Origin of the sequence: uncultured Algibacter sp. (assembly GCF_947495675.1) — a bacterium.
In the GTDB taxonomy this organism is placed as follows: domain Bacteria; phylum Bacteroidota; class Bacteroidia; order Flavobacteriales; family Flavobacteriaceae; genus Algibacter_B.
Window position 1 is genome coordinate 82,880 of the sequence record NZ_CANLZX010000002.1, and the last position, 21,216, is coordinate 104,095.

Consider the following 21,216-nt stretch of genomic DNA (forward strand, 5'->3'; position numbering starts at 1 on the left):
AATATCAAACTTTTATTTAGAAAATCACTAAAATTGTGTGGCACAATTTTCCTTTTTCTGAGCTTACTCATGGGTAATGAAATCTATGCTCAAGAAAGAAGTACTCCAATAAGCGGTACTATTATCGATGAAACTGGACAGCCTATTCCTGGTGTAAATATTTTGGAAAAAGGTACTAGTAATGGAACAACTACAGATTTTGACGGCAAGTACACCTTCAAGGTTACAAATTCAAATGCAGTATTAGTTGTGAGTTATGTTGGTTTCGCAAAACAAGAAGTTATTGTGGGAGGGAATAGTATTATTGATATAACACTTAAAGAAGATTTAGAATCACTAGATGAAGTCGTAGTGGTTGGTTATGGAACTATAAAAAAATCAGATCTTACAGGATCTGTTAGTACTATTAGTGCATCAGATGTAACAGAAAAAAATGTTACTAGCCCTTTAGAGGCCATTCAAGGTAATATACCAGGTGTACAAATTTCTTCATCTTCTGGTAGAATTGGAGATGGTTTTGATATTACAATTAGGGGTAATAACTCATTATTAAGTGAGACAAAACCATTATTTGTAGTAGATGGTGTTCCAACAGATGATATTACTTTTTTAAATCCACAAGATATAGATAGAATTGATGTTTTAAAGGATGCATCATCAGCGGCAATTTACGGTTCAAGAGGTGCAAGTGGTGTAGTAATTGTTTCAACCAAAAGTGGTAAATCTGCTAAATCTGGTTTAAATATATCTTATGAAACATCTTATGGAACAAAAGAAGTAGCCAGATTACCAAAAATGATGGGTGGTGAAAAATGGTGGTACTATCATCAATCTGCTTATTTTGCAACAACTAATGGAGGGGATGCATCAACAACAACTGCAGATATGTTAGCGGGGTCTGTTGTAGGTAGTAGTAATACTGTGCTTTTACAAAGAGCTTCAAATAATGATACCTTTGATTGGTATGATGCTGTGCTTGAAAGCGGAAGTCAACAAAATAATTATTTGAGTATTAACGGAAGAGCAGATAATGGTCTGGCATATAGTTTAGGCTTAGGATTGCAAAAAGAGACAGGTAATGTTCCTAATGAATCGATTGATAAATACACATTTAAGGCTGGTGTAAACCATAAAATAAATGAGAAATTTTCAACAGGAGCTAATATTACATTAGCTCGTACTGATGAGCAATTAGGTAGTGATGTTGCAATGCGAGAAGCATTTAGATTAAATCCTTTTTTAACACCTTGGAAGGTGGATGAAAATGGTAACGAAATTGTTGGTGAATATCAAGATCAACCTGGTAAATTAAGATTTCCTGATGGGTCTTATGCAATCAATAAAACTAGTACATATAATCCGTTATTAGAAATTGCTAATTCATCAAATGAGATTAAAAGATGGAGAACTTTTGGAAACTTGTATTTAGAATATAAGCCTTTAGAATGGTTAACATTAAAGACTACGTATTCAGGAAATTACAATACTTCTAGACAAGGTGAATTTTCGGGAGCTCAAACAAATGCAGGTATAAGTAATGAAAATCTTCCGTTGTCATCACTTGCTAAAAGTGAGAATTATAACTATACATGGGATAATCAATTTAATATAAATTATATTTTAAATGAAGATCATGTTTTTAATTTTTTAGGATTACAAAGTTTATACTCTAATGTAACAGAAAGTTCTTTTTTAAGTTCAAGAGAGCAACCTTTTGAAACAGGGTTTTATAACATAGGATCTGGAGAAGCTGGTACTTTTAATTTGGGTTCTAATTATATTAAAAAGACGTTAAACTCATATGCAGTTCGTTTAAATTATTCATATAAAGATAAATACTTACTTACTGCCTCTAACAGATGGGATGGATCATCTGTGTTATCAGAAGGTAATAAATGGGAATCTTTTCCATCAGTAGCATTAGCATGGAAGGCAAGTAAAGAATCTTTTTTAATTGATAATGAAACTATTTCAAATTTAAAGGCAAGAGTAAGTATTGGGTATACAGGTAACGACAATGTAGATTCATATTCAACTCTTAATGCTTTAAATCAGCAGGTATATTACGATTTTAATGGTACTTCTGCCAATGGATGGTTAGCAGAAACTCTAGCTAATAGTGATTTAACTTGGGAAAAAACTAGAGAATTTAATATAGGTGTAGATTTTGGGTTATTTAAAAATAGAATTTCTGGTAGTGTAGATGTTTATGACAGGTTATCTGAAGATCTTATTTATGCACAAGCTTTACCATTAGAATCTGGATGGGAATCAACTTTTGCAAACGTAGGTTCTGTTAGTAATAAAGGTGTAGAAATACTTTTAACCACTAGAAATATTAAAACGGATGATTTATCTTGGAGTACAACATTTACTTTTACAAAAAACACCAATAAATTAGAATCTATTTATGGGCAAAGTGAAGTTTCAGATATAGGTAATAATCTTCATTTAGGAGAATCGTTAAATTCTTATTATAACTATGTGTTTGACGGTATTTGGCAAGCTGATGAAGCTGATGAAGCTGCCTCTTATGGTCAAAGTGAAGGTCAAGCGAAAGTAAAAGATTTAAATAATGATGGCGTTATTGATGCTAATAACGATAGGACTATTTTAGGTAATTCTGATCCAGATTGGTCTGGAAGTTTTATTTCTAATTTAACATATAAAAATTTTGATTTATCTATTTCAGCTTTCACTAACCAAGGTGTATTTGCTTATAGTGAATTCCATCAAAACTTTACAGATGTAAGAGATAGAGGCCGTCAAAAATTAGATATAGCAGATTGGTATATTCCAGCAAATGCTGCTGGTATTCCTGCACAAGCATCAAATTCGTTTCCACAACCTCGTAATGCAGGTACTTATTGGAGAAATGATAGAGTTGGATATTATAAAGATGCATCTTTTATTAAAGTAAAAAATATTGCTCTTGGCTATACTTTAAGTGATAATGTTGTAAATAAACTCAAAATTAAGAGTTGTAGAATTTACGCTAACGTATTGAATCCATTTGTAATTACAGATTACGAAGGATACGATCCAGAATGGGCTGTTGCAGGTTATAATATAGCGCGTGTTAGCTCGGTAACATATCAATTAGGTTTAAGTTTAAAATTTTAAAAAAAGAATTATGAAAAAAATATTAATATTAGGAATCCTAGCATTGATAGTTAGCTCTTGCTCGGACTTTATAGAAGAAGAGAATCTTGCAAATGCAGATGCAGAGACTTTTTATACAACATCAGAAGGTTTTAATGCTTTAGTTAATGCAAATTACTCAGAGTTGCGTGAAATATACGGAAACGACGCTTATGTATTCTGCGCTGGTACAGATTTATATGCAGTAGGATCTGGAAGAGGATCAGAACCAGAAGGACTGTCTATTTACTCGCAATTAAATTCATCATCTGTTGGTGTAGATCAACTTTACGCTTCATGTTATTCAGCAATTCAAAAAGCAAATATAGCTATACATTATTCTGATATTACCGCTCAAACTGAAGAATTAAGTACTTTAGTTGGCGAGGTGAAATACATGAGAGCAAATGCATACTTTTTGTTAGTGCAAACTTACGGTGGGGTTGGAATAGTTACTGATTATATAGCAAGTCCTATATTATCTTTTGATAGAAATTCTGCTGAAGAAGTATATAAATTAATAATTGCAGATTTGCAAGAAGCTTTATCAGCAGTAAAAGATGAATCATTTTCAGGAAGAGTAACAAAAAGAGCTGTTCAACATTTATTAGCTAAAGTACATTTAACAAGAGCATACGAAACTTTTGCAGACTCAAACGATTTTGCAACAGCAGCAACCTATGCAGAAAATGCAATTGCAGGACAATCTTTAACCATTCCTTTTGCAGAATTATGGTTTCCTGGAAATGAAATGAATGCAGAAACAATATTCTCTGTACAATTTGATGAAACCTCTATTAGTGTAGATCCTACAGAATTAGGACATAAGCAAGCAAACTATTTTGGCCCTTATTTAGGTGGTTCAGAATTTGCCGGTGATGCAGGATGGAAAAGCTTTACTTTATTAGCAACCGATTTTGCTTTAGAACTATTTACAGAAGATGATGAAAGATACGAAGCAACGTTTATGACAGAAGCTTATATGCGTTATTTTGATGCTTTTGAAGTAGATGATACAAGCGGATTAGAAGTAAGACATTATTATGCACCTCAATGGGCAACACCAGCAGATATTGCTGCTTATGCTTTGGCTCATCCAGAAGCGCAAATTCACGAATGGGGAACTTATGCAGCAGGTGTTGTAAGTAGTGACTACCAAACAATTCCAGCAAAAAAGTTTGATGATCCAAGTGTTCAATTTGATGATGATTCAAGAGTAAGTTCTCGTGATATTGTTTTATCTAGACTTGCTGAAACTTACCTTATAGCAGCCGAAGCTTATTTACAAACAAACCCAGTTTTAGGTCTAGAAAAACTTAATGCTGTGAGAGAAAGAGCTGGTTTAACAACACCACTAACTACTTTTGATATTGATGTTGTATTAGATGAAAGAGCAAGAGAGTTATTTGGAGAATATCACAGATGGTTTGATTTAAAACGTACAGGAAAGCTAGTAGAACGAGCTTCAATGTATAATTATTTAATTGATGCAGCTAATTTTAATGGAGCTAATGGAGAGTTAAAAATATTAAGACCTATACCTCAAGCGGCTTTAGATTTAAATCAAAATAAAGATTTCCCTCAAAACCCTGCTTATAATTAATTAAGTGTCAGGTTTTAATAAAGAATTAGTTTTAGTAATTATTTAGTTTGATTTAGTTTAAATAAGCCTGACAAAAAATCAGGCTTATTTTATAAAAATATGTAGGTTATTATGTTAGTTAAAAAGTACATATACATATTATTTTATCTTTTTAATTTAACTTCAATTTTTGCCATACAAAAATTGGAGATTGACACTAGTTATACTATACATAATACTTTTCAAAAAGAAATAAAAAAATTCCCAAATATTTCAATTGCTTATGCGAATTCTATCATTAATTTATCTGAAACCAAAGATTTAATCTTTAAAGAATTAAACAATCAAAAACTACATTTAGACTTTTATCGAGTAAAAAACAATGAATTAGTTCCTGCAGTTATTTTGATTCATGGTGGAGGATGGAAATCGGGTAATAAATCACATATGGAGCCTTTGGCTAAAAGTATTGCCTCTCAAGGATATGCTTGTTTTGCTGTTGAATATAGATTATCTGCTCAAGCTATTTATCCAGCAGGTATTAATGATGTTAAACATGCCATTAAATTTATAAGAGCTAATGCCACTAAGTTTGGCGTTGATTCAACGAAAATTGCTGTATTAGGTTGTTCTTCTGGTGGTCAAATGGCTGCCTTAATTGGCACAAAAAACAATGAAGATTATTCATCGACTAAAGTTCAAGCTATAATAAATATTGATGGAATTTTGGCATTCAAACATCCACAATCTAGAGAAAATGTTGTTGCAAGTAAATGGTTAGGTGGTACATGTAAAGAAAAGCCAAAAGTATGGGAAGAAGCATCAGCTTTAAATCATACAAATGCACAAACACCTCCTATTTTATTTATCAATAGTCAATATGATAGATTTCATGCAGGTAGAGATGATATGATTAAAATTCTTAAAAAGCATAATATATATTACAATTTAAAAACAATTTTAAATAGCCCACATACTTTTTGGTTATTTAATCCTTATTTTAAGGAAACAACAAAACATATTGTAACGTTTCTTGATAATCAATTTAAACCTAATTAATTATGAAAACCGTCAAATACATAATAATAGTATTCATGTTTATAAGCATTTTGGCTTGTAAAAATGAAGAAACGAAAGCAGTTTTAGAACAAGTTGCAAAAAAAGAGCTTAAGTCACCTGTAAAAACATATGCCGAAATCTCTATTGCAGAAGGCGGAAAATGGATTGATGGAGAAAGAGGTCATAAAGAATACAATGGTGGTACATCTTTTAAAAACGTAAACCAGTTACAAGTACCAGATAATCATACAGACCATACTTGGTATTTACGCTACGAAGGTCCAGGTTGGGAAAATAATAAAATTGGTTACAGATTGTATTTAGACTGGAGAAATGCTATTGATATCTTCGGGAAAACTACCGATAAAATGGTGCTATCACAAGTTGGTCAAGATGGATTCGATTCTTATCATGAGCCTCAATCTTGGGGACAAGACATTTTAAAAGTTGGTAAAGGTCTTGGTATTGGATCTATTGGAAGATTGGTTGACAATAATGTGCTTCATTTTAAAGAAGTAGATAATACGCATGCAACTATTAAGAATACCGAAAGTAATTCTACAGTCATCATTCAATACAAAGGTTGGAAAACTGGCAAAGATAAAATCGATTTAAAATCAACATTAAGCATTGCTCCAGACCAACGTTATACTAAACATACCATACAACCTTCAAAAGCTATAAATGGTATTGTAACAGGTATTGTAAATCATGGTGTTAATTTCATTAAAAAGAAAAATGAAAAATGGGCATACATAGCAACTTATGGAAAACAAACTTTAGTACCAGATAATTTAGGAATGGCAATTTTTTACAAATTAGAAACCACAACAGAAGTAAAAAAAGGCGCAAACGATTATTTAATAGAATTTAAACCTACCACAAAACCAATTGTATTTTATTTTTTAGGTGCTTGGGAACAAGAAGTGGATGGCATTAAAACCGAAAAAGCATTCATTACTTATTTAAATGAAAAATTAGCCGAATTAAATAATAACGATAAACTATAAAGTCATGAAAAACCTTCTCCAAATAAAAACATCTATAGTGTTGTTATTATGTTTTTCCTTTTTAGTATGTAATAATTTAAATGCTCAAGAAAAAGAATATACAATTGATGATTGTGTAAATACCTTCAATAAAGAAGAGGCAATCCCAACAAAAGTTGGGTATCAATATTGGTTTGCAGATAAAGATTTTTTAGATGGACGAACCATTAAAATGAGTGTTGTTGCTCCAGGAAAAGCAACCCATGCACCACACAAACATCCAGAAGATGAGTTTTTCTATGTTTTAGAAGGTAAAGCCAAGTTTCATTTAGACGGAAACGAAGTTGTTGTTCAAGCTAATACAAGTTTATATTGTCCTTCAAATATTATGCATGGCATAAGTAATGCAGGAGAAACAGAATTAAAATACCTAGTTATTAAAAAATACGAATAGAAATAAATATACCTATGAAAAACATAACACTAATTGCAATAATAGTATTAAGCTTTTTTACAAGTTGCAAAGAAGAAAAAAAGGAAGTTGTAACTGAAGAAACGCAACAAGAAGTAAAAATTTCTAGTTCCTTAAAATGGTCAGAACGTATGGCATTATCTATAATGAAACGTTTTCCAAAAGCGAGAGATGTCGATAATCATAAAACTATAAACTGGAATTACAAGCATGGTTTATTGGCTTTGTCGTTTGAAAAATTATACCAAGAAACAGGTAACGAAAAATATTTTGAATACGAAAAAGGTTATGCAGACGATTTAATTGATAGTACAGGAACGATTTTAAACTACGATATCGAGAAATATAACATCGATAATATCAATGCTGGAAAAATTCTTTTCTTCTTGTATGAAAAAACCAAAGATGAAAAATACTTATCTGCTATAAAGACTTTAAGAAAACAATTAGAGAACCATCCAAGAACCAAGTCTGGAGGCTTATGGCACAAAAAAATATATCCATACCAAATGTGGCTCGATGGTTTATATATGGGACAACCTTTTTATGCAAGATACATAGCAGAATACGAAGATGGTAAAAACTTTGACGATGTCGCACACCAATTCGAGGTATGTTACAAGCAAACCTATGATGAAAAAACAGGCTTGTTATTACACGCTTGGGACGAAAGCAAACAAATGGGTTGGGCAGATAAAACAACGGGTAAATCTCCAAATTTCTGGTCGCGTTCACTAGGTTGGTACGTTATGGCTTTAGTAGATGTGCTTGATTATTTTCCAGAAGACCATCCAAAAAGACAAATGCTAATACAACAGCTAAACGACCTTTCTACGGCTTTAGTTAAAGTGCAAGATAAATCTGGAATTTGGTATCAGGTTCCTAATTTTCCAGATAGAGAAGGCAATTATTTAGAATCTTCTGGAACAGCAATGTTTGCATATGCATTTGCTAAAGGTGTTAGAAAAGGCTATTTACCTTCAGAATTTAACGACGTAGCAAACAAAGCGTTTGATGGACTTGTTAAAGAGTTGGTTAAAGTAGACGACAATGGAGAAGTACATTTAACGCAAACTTGTAAAGGTGCTGGTTTAGGAGGAAATCCTTATAGAGATGCTTCTTTTGAATATTATATAGGTGAAGCAAAACGAGTAAATAATCTTCATGGTACAGGACCTTTTATTTTGGCTGCATTAGAATTGAACAGATAAAATATCAAATATGAAATCAATAAACACAGCTTTATGTTCTTTCGGAATGAGTGGACATCTTTTTCATGGACCTTTTATTGATTTACACCCAAACTTTAATTTATATGGTGTTCTAGAACGTACTAAAAATTTAGCACAAGAAAAGTATCCAAATATTAAAACATTTAGGTCTTTAGAAAACTTGTTGCAAGACAATGCAATAGATTTAGTTGTAGTCAATACACCAAATATTACACATTACAACTACACTAAAAAAATAATAGAAGCTGGTAAACATGTTGTTGTAGAAAAACCTTTTACAGTTACAACTACCGAAGCTCAAGAGTTAATTGATTTAGCAAAAAAACATAATGTTAAACTTTCTGTGTATCATAATAGAAGATGGGATAGTGATTTTAAAACAGTAAAAAAAATAATTGATGAAGGTGTTTTAGGAGATATTGTTGAAGCCGAATTTCATTACGACAGATTTGACCCAGAATTAAGCTATAAAACACATAAAGAAACGCCAACAGAAGGTGTTGGAAGTTTATACGATTTGGGCTCTCATTTAATCGATCAAGCTTTACAGCTTTTTGGAATGCCTAATAGTGTTTTTGCCAGTTTAGATAGTTTTAGAAAAGACTCTAAAGTAGGCGATTATTTCGATGTTAAACTGTATTACACATCGCATTATGTCACATTAAAGTCCAGTTATTTTGTACGCGAACCACTTCCAGCTTATAGTATTCACGGAACAAAAGGCTCCTTTATAAAATCTAAAGCAGATATTCAAGAAACCGAACTTCAAAAAGAAATAAAACCCAATACTAATAATTGGGGAATAGAACCAGAATCCGAAAAAGGAATTCTTCATGTTCTAAAAAACGGAGATTTTAATAAAGTATTTGTAAATACAGAACAAGGAGATTATATGGTTTATTACAATGGTATTTATAATGCTATCGCAAATAACAAACCATTACCTGTAACTGCACAACAAGGAACAGATGTTATAAAAATTATTGAAGTCGCAATACAAAGTAATCAAGAAAAAAGAATTATTGAATTATGAGAGTTTGTTTAGTATTACTGTTTTTATTTAGTTCTTTCAATGCATTTGCACAAGAACAAATAGAGCAATGGAACCGTTTTGAAATTAGTTTAAAACACAAAACAAAAGGGAATCCGTTTCAAGATGTAAAACTTTCTGCTAAATTTTTTAATGCAGATACTACTTTCGTGGTTAATGGATTTTACGATGGTAAAAACGTTTTTAAAATTCGTTTTATGCCACAGCAAATAGGAAAATGGAATTATTTAATATCGAGTTCTGTCGAAGAATTTAATTCAAAAACAGGAAGTTTTCAATGTGTTAAAGCATCATCAGATAATCATGGAATGGTAATAGTTAGTGAAACTTATCATTTTAAATATGCAGATGGTAACAATTACTATCCTTTTGGTACAACTGCTTATGCATGGACACATATGAAAGAGGAGCTTCAAGAGGAAACTTTAAAAACATTAGAAAAAGCAGACTTTAATAAAGTAAGAATGTGTGTGTTTCCTAAAAACTACGATTTAGTAAAAGAAGAGCCTAAAGTGTATCCTTTTAAAGTAAAAAAATTAGTAACTAATGCTAAAGGAGATAAAATTTTTACTTGGAATTTTGATGAATTTGACCCAGAATTTTTTCAATATTTAGAAAAAAGAATAGACGATTTAAATAAAATTGGTGTTCAAGCAGATTTAATACTCTTTCATCCTTACGATGGAGGTCGTTGTGGATTTGATTCTATGCCTCACAATGTAAATGAAAAATATCTAGAATATATTACAGCTCGATTATCATCTTTTAAAAATGTGTGGTGGTCTTTAGCAAACGAATGGAATTATGTAGACGCAAAAACCATTGCAGATTGGGACGCCTTAACAGAAACTGTTGTAAATAATGACCCTTACAGACATTTATGTTCTATTCATGGTGCAACATCATCTTACTATAATTATTTAAAACCAGAATACACACACGTAAGTATACAAGACGAAGCACCTGTTTTAAATTCCTACTCTTCAGCTACATTAAGAAACATTTTTAAAAAACCTATAGTGTTAGACGAAGTTGGTTACGAAGGCAATTTAAAAAGAAGATGGGGAAGATTAAGTCCAGAAAAAATGACACATTTAGTTTGGAATGGCGTTATTGCAGGAGCTTATGTAACACATGGTGAAGTTTATAGATTCAATATAGAAACAGATACTTTTTTCTGGGCAGATGGAGGTGTTCTTAAAGGAGAGAGTTGGAAACGAATTAAATTTTTAAAATCTATAATAGAAAATGCTCCAGGACCATTACATATGGCAGATATAAGTAGAGATTTAATAACAGCATCTTCAGGAAAAGGATTTTACTTAATGTATTTTGGTGAAGAAATTATAGAGTCTTGGGCATTTAATTTACCAAAAAAGAATGCAGAATTAGATAAACTTAAAGAAGGTGTAAAATTTAAAGTTGAAATTATTGATACTTGGGACATGACTATTACACCAGTTTCTGGAGTTTTTGAAACTAAAAAAGTAAACGATAATTATCGTCTGTATGATGTAGATTTAAAAGAAGTGAGATTACCATACAAGCCTTATATCGCTTTAAGAATTACTGAAATAAAAAAGAAATGAAAACAAAATCTATCGTACAACTAGTTGTAATTTCCTTGTTTTTTGTTGCAAGTTGCTCCAAATCTAAAGAGAAAAACGAAATTCAAACACCAGATAATTATGAAGGTATTGAGTTTGAAATGAAAACTATTCAAGAACCTCAAATTCCTAATAATACAGTAAATATTAAAGATTTTGGAGCTGTAGATGGAGGACATGTTTTAAATACAAAAGCCTTTGAAAAAGCGATAGAAGCTGTTACAAAAAAAGGAGGAGGAAAAGTTATAATTCCTGCTGGTATTTGGTTAACAGGACCCATTATTTTAATAAGTAAGTTAGAATTACATGCAGAAGCTGGCGCTTTAATAAAATTTTCTACAAATAAAGACTTATATCCTATAATAGAAACAAATTTCGAAGGCTTAAATACATGGCGTTGTTTGTCACCAATATATGGCAAAAACCTAGAGGATGTAGCTTTTACAGGTCCAGGTATTTGGGATGGCTCTGGCGATGCATGGCGACCAGTTAAGAAATCTAAAATTACAGATAAACATTGGGGAAAATTAGTAGCTTCAGGTGGTTTTGTAGACAATAATAAAATGGTATGGTATCCATCAGAACAATTTAAAAATGCTTCAAAAAATGCCGAGTTAAATGTTAGAAAAGATTTAAAAACAAAAGAAGAATTTAAGCAAATCAGAGATTTTTTAAGACCAGTAATGGTTAGTATCCAGAACAGTAAAAGAGTTATGTTTAGTGGTTCTGTTTTCCAAAATTCTCCAGCTTGGTGTCTTCATCCTTTAATGGTAGAAGATTTAATTGTTAAAAACATTACAGTACGCAATCCTCATTATTCCCAAAATGGAGATGGTATAGATATAGAATCTTGTAAAAATGTAATTATAGAAAACTCTAGTTTCGATGTTGGTGATGATGCCATCTGTATTAAATCTGGAAAAGATAAAGATGGTAGAGACCGTAATTTTCCTTGCGAGAACCTAATTATAAGAAATAATACGGTTTATCATGGACATGGAGGCGTAACTGTTGGAAGCGAAATGTCTAGTGGTGTAAAAAACATGCATGTTTCTAATTGCACATTTATAGGTACAGATGTTGGACTTCGTTTTAAAAGTAAAAGAGGACGTGGTGGTGTTGTAGAAAATATCTTTATTTCAGATATAAGAATGACAGATATTCCAACCAATGCCATTTCATTCAATTTATATTATGGTGGATTGTCTGTTTCAGAAATGTTAGCAAAAGCAAAAAACAATAAAACAGTTGCTAAAGTTGTTCCTGTTTCAGAAACGACACCACAGTTTAAGAATATTTTTATTCAAGATATTGTTATACAAGGCGCATATCAAGCAGTTTTTTTACAAGGTTTGCCAGAAATGAATCTTGAAAACATTAAAATTAGCAATTTACTTGTTAAAGCAGATAAGGGGTTTTCTATTATTGATGCCAATGGTGTTAATATTAGTAACGTTAATCTTACTGTTAAAGAAGATGTCAAATTTAATATTTATAACACTAAAAATTTAGAATTGAGTGCCATAGAATTTAATTTAAATTCTGAAAATTCAATATTGATTAATGGTAAAGCTTCAGAAAATATTCAGTTAAAATCTTCTAGTAAAACAGATTTTTCAAAAAACACTTTAATAGGAGAAACAGTTGAAGAACATGTAGTAAAATTTGAATAATAATGATGACATTTAAAGCAAATACTATCTTTCTAATTTTTGTTAGTACTATTATAATTGCTTGTAATTCATCAAAAAAAGGACCAATTGATAGTTCTAAAACAGATTGGATAATTGCCAATTTACTTGAAAAAGAATCAGACCAAATAACCATTCAAGGAAACCCTAAATTAGTGAATGCGCCTTTAGGAAAAGCGGTTTATTTTGATGGAATAGATGATGCGTTATTTTTAGACCAAATGCCACTTAAAAATGCCAATTCTTTTACAGTTGAAATGATTTTTAAACCTTCTGAAGTTGAAGCTCCTTTTGAGCAAAGAATTGTTCATATAGGAGAAGTTTCAAAAGATAGAGTGCTATTAGAAATTAGAGCAAAAAATGGACAATGGTATTTTGATGGTTTTGTGGCTTCAAATGAAAATAAAAAAGCATTAATTGACGAAAAACTAACACATCCTTTAGGCAAAAGGTACCATGTTGCGTTAGTTGTTACTCCTAATAGTATAATAACTTTTGTTAATGGTAAAAAGGAATTAGAAGCCCCTTTTTTATTTAAACCTATTAATACAGGAAAAACGTCTTTAGGTGTGCGTTTAAATAAAAAATCTTGGTTTAAAGGAAGTATCTATAGAGTAAAAATTAGTAAAAAAGTGGTGTTACCAAATCACTTTATTCATTTTTAAAAAACTTAAAATGAAAAAAAACAAAACAGTATTAATACTCGTTTTTGTGTTGTTTAGTTTAAACACAATTGCGCAAGTTCATGATAAATCTTGGCGAGATATAGCTAATAAAAAAGAAGATGTTTGGTTTGCATCATTAGAAGCAAAACAAATAGCTAAAAATGTCTTATTATATCAACGAGACATAGGAGGTTGGCCTAAAAATGTGCAAATGCACAAACCGCTTTCTGAAGATAGAAAAGCAGAATTAATGGCTTTAAAACCTCTAGGTAAAGGTGCAACCACAGACAATGGAGCAACCATTCAAGAAATGTTTTTTATATCAAAAATGTATCGTCAAACTCAAGATGAGCAATATAAAAATAGCTTTTTAAAAGGATTAGATTATCTGTTAGAAGCACAATACGATAATGGAGGTTGGCCACAATATTATCCATTACGTAAAGGGTATTACACGCATATTACTTACAATGACGATTCTATGGTTAATATTATGAATCTGCTTCGTGAACTAAAAAATAACACCAATTATTACTCTATAAAACCATCAAAATCACAATTAAAAAAAGTAACACTAGCTTTTAATAAAGGTATCGATTGTATTTTAAAAACACAGTACAAACAAAAAGGCATTTTAACTGCTTGGTGTGCGCAACATGACGAAAACACCTTGCAACCAGCAAAAGCAAGGTCTTACGAATTGCCATCGTTAAGTGGTGCAGAATCTGCACAAATTGTATTGTTATTAATGTCTTTAGAAAACCCTTCAGATAAAGTAATAACTTCTATAAATAGCGCAGTAACTTGGTTTGAAAAAGTGAAAATAGCAGGAGACGAAAAAGATAAAATATACAACGGAATTGGACAAGTGATGAATAAAAGAATGATTCCTCAAGAAAATGAGACTGCCATTTGGGCTCGTTTTATGAATTTAGAAGATAATAAACCCTTTTTCTGTGATCGAGACGGAATTAAAAAAGCAACTTTAGATGAAATAGGTACAGAACGAAGAGATGGTTATGCTTGGTATAAAAACGATCCTCAGTTGGTGTTAGACGCATATCCTAATTGGAAATTGAGTCTCAAAAAAAAAAGCTATAAAAAACCAAAAGACGAATTAAATATTACGGTCTCTAAAGATGGTTCTGGAGATTATACAAGTATTCAAGATGCTATTAATAACACCAAGTCATTTCCTTATAATAGAGTAACTATATTTATTAAAAATGGTGTGTATAAAGAAAAGGTGAAAGTTCATGAATGGAACCCAAACCTTTCTTTAATTGGAGAAAATAAAGACAAAACAATTATTACCTACAACGATTATTTTAATAAAGTAGGTTTAGGCAGAAACAGTACGTTTTATACCTACACGCTTTTAATAGAAGCTAATAACGTTTTCCTTAAAAATTTAACCATAGAAAATTCTTCAGGAGAAGTTGGTCAAGCAGTAGCATTGTCGGTGTTTTCAGATGAAGTGGCTGTTATAAATTGCAAACTTTTAGGTAATCAAGACACATTGTATGCCTCTGGAAAGGGAAAGCAATATTATAAAGATTGCTATATAGAAGGTACTACAGATTTTATTTTTGGAAGCGCAACTGCGTTATTTGAAAATTGTGAAATTTATAGTAAAAAAGACTCCTATATTACAGCAGCTTCAACACCCAAAGACTCATTATTTGGTTACGTATTTAAAAATTGTAGACTTACAGCAAATAAAGGCATTCATAAAGTATATTTAGCAAGACCATGGAGAATTTATGCGCAAACCATTTTTATTAATTGCGAATTAGGAAAACATATTTTACCAATAGGTTGGCATAATTGGTCAAAACCTGAAGCAGAAAAAACAACATTTTATGCGGAATATAAAAATTCTGGAGAAGGATTTCAACCAGAAAAACGAGCCTATTGGTCGCATCAGTTAAAAAAACGTGAAGCAAAAAAATACACGCTTCAAAATGTGTTAGGTAAACATAAAAAAACATCAAAAAAGGAATGGTATGAAGCACTATAAATCATTCTTTTTATGCATTATGTTGATCGTTTTTTCTTGTAAGGAAAACACAAAATCATCAAGTGTTGAAAAAGAGCAAACTAAAGTTTCTATTTATACAATAGGCGATTCCACAATGGCAGATAAACCAAACCCTGACGAGAACCCAGAAAGAGGTTGGTGTCAATTATTGCCTAAGTTTTTAAACAAAAATGTAGTTGTAAAAAATCATGCTGTAAATGGCAGAAGCACACGCAGTTTTATTGCAGAAAAACGTTGGGATTCTGTTTATAATCAACTACAAAAAGGCGATTATGTTTTTATTCAATTTGGGCACAATGATCAGAAAATAAAAGACCCAAAGCGTTACACTAATCCGCATACAGCTTACAGAAATAACTTAATAAAGTTTATAAAAAACACTAGAGAAAAAAACGCAATTCCTGTGTTATTTACATCTATTGTTAGACGAAAATTTAACGAAGAAGGTGTATTGGTAGATACGCATGGTGCATATCCATTAGAAATGCGATTGGTAGCACAAGAGTACAATGTGCCTTTAATAGATTTGCAATATTTAACAGAACAATTAGAGGAAAATTATGGTGTAGAAGTTTCTAAAAAATTACATTTACATTATGCATTAAACGAAATAGCTTACTATCCAAAAGGAAAAGAAGATAACACACATTTATCGGTTTTAGGTGCAACAGAAGTAGCTAAATTGGCAGTAAACGAGTTGACTATTAAAATTGAGGATTTTAAATATTTAATTAAATAAAAGAAGAAAATGAAAGCTTTACTTTATATTAAACTACTGCTGTGTTGCTTCATTTTATTTAACAGTACAAAAGGTTATAATCAAGAATTAAAACTTTGGGAGTATGCTATTCCTGGGGAAATAAAATCTAAAGACTATAAAGAAGTTTTACAAATTGAAAATGGAACAGTTTTAAGAGCTAAACAAGTAACCAATCCTACGTTAACCATTTTTAAACCACAACTTCCTAACGGAACCGCAATTTTAATAATTCCCGGAGGAGGTTACCATCATGTTACTATTAATAAAGAAGGTGCAAAAGTAGCAGAATGGCTAAATACTTTAGGAATTACAGCCTTTGTATTAAAATACAGATTGCCAAGTGATGTTATTATGAAAGACAAAAGTATTGGTCCTTTACAAGATGCACAAAAAGCTATACGATATATTAAACATAACTCTGAAGCATTTCAGCTTAAAACAGATAAAATTGGAGTTTTAGGTTTTTCAGCTGGAGGACATTTGGCAGCAATGGTATCGACACAATTTAATAAAAAGGTTTATAAAGAAACAGATAGTATTAGTGCAAAACCAGATTTTTCAATATTAATATATCCAGTAATTTCTATGAAAGATTCTTTGACGCATCAAGGCTCTAAAAGAAACCTTTTAGGAGAAACACCTTCAAAAGAAAAGGTAGAAATATTTTCCAACGAAACACAAGTAACAGCATTAACTCCAAAAACATTTTTGGTGCATGCTACAGATGATAAATCAGTTTCTGTAGAAAATAGTATTCGGTATTATTTAGCTTTAAAAAAACACAACGTTTCTGCAGAAATGCATATTTACGAAAATGGAGGTCATGGTTTTGGGTTAGGAATTAAAAACACTAGTCAATTTTGGGTAAATGACTGTACACATTGGTTAAAATTTAATGGTTTAATTGATTAATTTGTTGTTCTTTTAATCAATTAAGGTTCATATTTTAAAAATATTTCATTTTATTCAATTTTAAAAAAACTGTTTTTAATATGTTTTAAAATGAAAAAGCCCAAATTCATTAATGAAATTGAGTTTTTTTTTAAGCGGAGAATGAGGAACTATCTAAAGTTTCATTTTTTGAGTATTCATAGTACTTAACAGGAATGATAAACATTTTACGCACCGAATTGCACACCTCTTTGTGTCTATTTATTCAAACAAATTAGTTATTGGGTTTATATGGTTGATTATGAATGAGTTTTTCTTTTAAATCATTTTTTATAATTAGTTATAAGTTGTACTATTTGATCTCTAAGCTATGAAAAGGGCGAAAATTCTATAACTTCACTAAGGAAAGTTTTCTCTTAGTTAGGCTTACTCACTAAGGATGATTTTGATAGTCTAAATGTTTTAAGTATGACGAATAATACAGTTCGTGTGAAGGTTGTCATTATAAAAATATTTTTTACTTTCTCAAGTAAAAACAACTAACAATAGATTTACTCTAGCCTCAATTGAGTTGTGAGTCCAATATCTGGATTCATAACACAAGAAAAGATTAGTGTTTTTAATATTGATGCGTCTGATGTTTTAAGAGGTATTTGTTTTTAAAAAGCCGAAGCTCATAATAATTTAATTATAACAAAAGTCATTAAAATTTAGTTTTTAGTTATTGGAAGAAGTTATTTTGGTATAAACAGCATTATAGCAGTTGTAATTTATACTAAGGTAATTTTTGTTAAGTTTTGGATAAATATTGACATTATACATTACTAAGCAACTTTTATATTTACAAAAATTCCGATTGGATATTCGTTTTACACATAAAATGTATGCATAATCAATCAAAACAAAAAGCTAATTAAACTTAAACAAATGAGAGTTAAAAAGGTATTAATCACTATGGGCCTGAGAAATAAACGTATTCTCTTAACGCTTTTAGTTGTGCTTTGTGGCTTGTTTGCCCAATCACAAAATGACATAGTTGAAGGAGTAGTAAAAGGTACAGATGGTGTCCCAATTCCTGGAGTAACTATAATAGTTAAAGGAACAACTAAAGGAGCAATAACAGATTTTGATGGCTTTTATTCCATTAAAGCTAGTATTGGAGATGTATTAGAGTTTAGCTATATAGGCATGCGGGGAAGATCTTTGAAAGTTACTGGAACTAAATTGAATGTAACTTTAGAGGAAGAGATTGATGAGTTAGATGAAGTTGTTGTAATTGGCTATGGTGAAGTTAAGAAAAAAGAATTGACTGGAGCTGTAACTCAAGTTAAATCTGAAGATATAGAAAGAATTGTAACTGCCGATTTAGGGTCTGCATTGCAAGGGCAGGCTGCTGGTGTTAATGTGGTTTCATCTTCAACACCGGGGGGCGCTTCTGAAATTTTAATTAGAGGTATAACATCTCTAGAAAACAATACACCATTATATGTAGTAGATGGTATTGTACAAGAAGGAGATCCTAGAATACCACCATCGGATATTGAAACTATAGATATTCTTAAGGATGCAGCATCTACTGCAATTTATGGAGCTCGTGGTGCAACAGGGGTTATTATTATTACAACTAAACAAGGAACACCTGGTTCTCTTCAAGTACGAATGAATGCGAGTTATGCAATTCAGCACAGAAGAGCTGCCGTGCCATTAATGAACTCATTAGAGCAGACTTACTTCGATATTGTTACTCGTAGAAATACTGATGGTGCTTTTGATGATCAGGTAAACCTTCAATTAACACAAAACCCAGCTAATTTTCAAAACGAAACAAACTTAAATGATTTAATTTTTAAACAAGACGCACCTACTCAAAATTATAATACTAATATATCTGGTGGAACAGAAGATATTACATATAATGTAGCTTTAGGCTTTTTTAGTCAAGAGGGGATTCAAATTAATTCAAATTATGAACGATTTAACACACGTGCTAATACTGTTTATAGTAAAAATAAAATAAGAATTCAATCTAGCCTTTCTTTAATTCAAGATACTAGAGATATTCCTCAAAATCAATTATTGTCTCAAGCCATAGTTTACAGACCAACACAACCAGGTTTAGAATTAGATAATTTTGATGATTTAGAACAAGGTGGAGATGATGTAAATAGATTAGGTTGGGTTATAGAGAGTTTAAGAACAGAGAATAATTTAAAAACCGTTAGAACAAATGCTTCTTTCAGTTTAGATTATGATATTACAGATGAATTAAAATTTTCAACCAATGTAGGGCTTACAACATATAATTCTTATAGAAAGTTAATTAGGCCTTATCAATTAATAGTTAATACACAAGGTTTATTACAAAGCCAACCTTCAAATAGTTTTGTAGAAAATTCTACCAATTATAATAGGTCTTTAAACCTTAATGCTGGTTTAACTTACCAAAAGCAAATAGAAGACCATAAATTAACTTTCACATTTTTTGCAACTCGCGAAAAATACCAAAATGATGCGTTTAGAGCTATTAGGCGAGGAGCAACAGATCCAGCGGCTAGAGTATTAGATTTGGCTACAGGGGAGCAAAGTGTTAGTTCTGGTTTTGATTATGTAAATACTAGAATTGGTACTATAGGAAGGGTTCAATACGACTTTAAAAGTAAATACTTGTTTAGTGGAAGTATTCGTAGAGACGGATCATCATTAGTGTCGCCTTTAGTGTCACCAAAAAAACAATGGGGTATATTTCCATCAGTAGCATTTGCTTGGAACATATCTGACGAGAATTTTTGGGCGAAACACAAAAGCACCATAAACAACTTTAAATTAAGATTATCTCACGGTACTGTGGGTAACGATAGAGTAAGAGCATATTCGTTTTTAACAGGTATTGAGCAAAATATTAATTATATTGGGTATGATCCTGCTACTGGTAATGAAACTTTAGGATTAGGAGCGTCACAAGTAGATTTTGCAAATAAAACTTTAAAATGGGAATCTACTACCACATCTAATGTTGGTGTTGATTTAGGTTTTTTCAAGAATAAATTAACCTTAACAGCTGAATATTATTATGCAGATAAGGAAGATATGTTATTTCCGGTAGCTCTTCCACTTTCTGCTGGTGGTGGTAATAATGCTAATATTACTTTAAATGTTGGTAATATGGTTAATAAAGGTTTTGAGCTATCTGCTGCTTACAAAGGTAATATTGGTAAGCTTAGGTACAGAATGAATGGTACTTTTTCAACTAACGAAAATGAAATTACCAAGATTAATGGTGACACCAATTTCTTATTTACAAATGATTTTGGTTTAGTTGGTAGAGCTGGAGATCAGTCTAGAATAACTGCATTAGCAGTTGGACGTGAAGCTGCAGCATTTTATTTATGGAGAACAGATGGAATTATTGATACAGAAGAGAAATTAGCTGAATATCAAAAAATAGATAATAATGCTAGAATGGGAGATACAAGATTTGTGGATCAAGATAATAATGGCATTTTAGATCAGCAAGATAGAGTTTATAGCGGTAGTGGCTTACCTAAATATGAGCTTGGTTATACGTTAAACTTAAATTATAAAAGTTGGGATTTTTCTATGAATTGGTATGCAGCATTAGGGCAGGAAATTATGAATGGTTTTGATGCTTGGGCTTATGGTTTTGGTAGACATAAAGATTTAGTATACCAGTGGTCTGAAGCTAATCCTAATTCAACAATTCCAGCCTACAGAAATGATATAAGAAGACATCCAAACTATTTAGGTTATAGTGATTTATGGTTAGAAGATGGGTCTTATTTAAGATTAAGACAAGTTTCATTAGGATACGCTATACCTAAAAAAACTGTTGAAAAATTGGGGCTAACATGGTTAAGATTTTATGCAAGTGCACAAAATCCTATTACGTTCACAAAATATTCTGGGTATAACCCTGAAATTGGTGGGGGAATTGCTGGTAGAGGACTTGATAAAGATACCGGACCAATATCAGCTCAATATTTATTTGGAATACAACTAAACTTTTAATAATACTTA

Annotated in this window: 14 protein-coding genes; all 14 read left to right on the plus strand. The window is 31.2% G+C overall.

Annotation, left to right across the window (positions count from 1 at the left end):
* Positions 1-69 precede the first annotated feature (69 nt).
* The 14 genes from Q0842_RS02075 (at position 70) to Q0842_RS02140 (ending at position 21,207) form a co-directional block, all read left to right on the plus strand.
* Positions 70-3,123: a TonB-dependent receptor gene (locus Q0842_RS02075; RefSeq protein WP_298493798.1), complete on the plus strand. Its 3,054-nt coding sequence runs from the start codon at positions 70-72 to the stop codon at positions 3,121-3,123.
* Positions 3,124-3,133: 10 nt separating this feature from the next.
* Positions 3,134-4,744 carry a RagB/SusD family nutrient uptake outer membrane protein gene (locus Q0842_RS02080; RefSeq protein WP_298493801.1) on the plus strand — a complete coding sequence of 537 codons (1,611 nt, stop codon included), beginning with the start codon at positions 3,134-3,136 and terminating at the stop codon, positions 4,742-4,744.
* A gap of 183 nt (positions 4,745-4,927) precedes the next feature.
* Positions 4,928-5,782 carry an alpha/beta hydrolase gene (locus tag Q0842_RS02085; RefSeq protein WP_298493804.1) on the plus strand — a complete coding sequence of 285 codons (855 nt, stop codon included), beginning with the start codon at positions 4,928-4,930 and terminating at the stop codon, positions 5,780-5,782.
* Positions 5,783-5,784: 2 nt separating this feature from the next.
* Positions 5,785-6,792, plus strand: a complete 1,008-nt coding sequence (locus tag Q0842_RS02090; RefSeq protein ID WP_298493807.1) for a DUF4861 family protein — start codon at positions 5,785-5,787, stop codon at positions 6,790-6,792.
* Between the two features lie 4 nt (positions 6,793-6,796).
* Entirely contained in the window at positions 6,797-7,225 is a 429-nt protein-coding gene (locus Q0842_RS02095; protein ID WP_298493810.1) for a cupin domain-containing protein, read from the plus strand.
* A gap of 14 nt (positions 7,226-7,239) precedes the next feature.
* Complete coding sequence (locus tag Q0842_RS02100; RefSeq protein ID WP_298493813.1) at positions 7,240-8,454, plus strand: glycoside hydrolase family 88 protein; 1,215 nt, start codon at positions 7,240-7,242, stop codon at positions 8,452-8,454.
* Between the two features lie 10 nt (positions 8,455-8,464).
* Positions 8,465-9,508 (plus strand): Gfo/Idh/MocA family oxidoreductase, encoded by a 1,044-nt coding sequence (locus Q0842_RS02105; protein WP_298493816.1) that lies wholly within the window; start codon positions 8,465-8,467, stop codon positions 9,506-9,508.
* Positions 9,505-11,115, plus strand: coding sequence for a DUF5060 domain-containing protein (locus tag Q0842_RS02110; protein WP_298493818.1), 1,611 nt, complete (start codon positions 9,505-9,507; stop codon positions 11,113-11,115). The genes Q0842_RS02105 and Q0842_RS02110 overlap by 4 nt, the downstream gene beginning before the upstream one ends.
* Positions 11,112-12,806 (plus strand): glycoside hydrolase family 28 protein, encoded by a 1,695-nt coding sequence (locus Q0842_RS02115; RefSeq protein WP_298493821.1) that lies wholly within the window; start codon positions 11,112-11,114, stop codon positions 12,804-12,806. Before Q0842_RS02110 ends, Q0842_RS02115 begins: the two co-directional genes overlap by 4 nt.
* Positions 12,807-12,808: 2 nt before the next feature.
* A complete protein-coding gene (locus tag Q0842_RS02120; RefSeq protein WP_298493825.1) occupies positions 12,809-13,489 on the plus strand; it encodes a LamG-like jellyroll fold domain-containing protein in 681 nt (226 codons plus the stop codon).
* Between the two features lie 10 nt (positions 13,490-13,499).
* Positions 13,500-15,509 carry a pectate lyase gene (gene pelA, locus Q0842_RS02125; RefSeq protein WP_298493827.1) on the plus strand — a complete coding sequence of 670 codons (2,010 nt, stop codon included), beginning with the start codon at positions 13,500-13,502 and terminating at the stop codon, positions 15,507-15,509.
* Positions 15,496-16,269 (plus strand): rhamnogalacturonan acetylesterase, encoded by a 774-nt coding sequence (locus Q0842_RS02130; RefSeq protein ID WP_298493830.1) that lies wholly within the window; start codon positions 15,496-15,498, stop codon positions 16,267-16,269. Before pelA ends, Q0842_RS02130 begins: the two co-directional genes overlap by 14 nt.
* A gap of 9 nt (positions 16,270-16,278) precedes the next feature.
* Positions 16,279-17,202, plus strand: a complete 924-nt coding sequence (locus Q0842_RS02135; RefSeq protein WP_298493833.1) for an alpha/beta hydrolase — start codon at positions 16,279-16,281, stop codon at positions 17,200-17,202.
* Between the two features lie 906 nt (positions 17,203-18,108).
* Positions 18,109-21,207: a TonB-dependent receptor gene (locus tag Q0842_RS02140; protein ID WP_298493836.1), complete on the plus strand. Its 3,099-nt coding sequence runs from the start codon at positions 18,109-18,111 to the stop codon at positions 21,205-21,207.
* Positions 21,208-21,216: the final 9 nt, after the last annotated feature.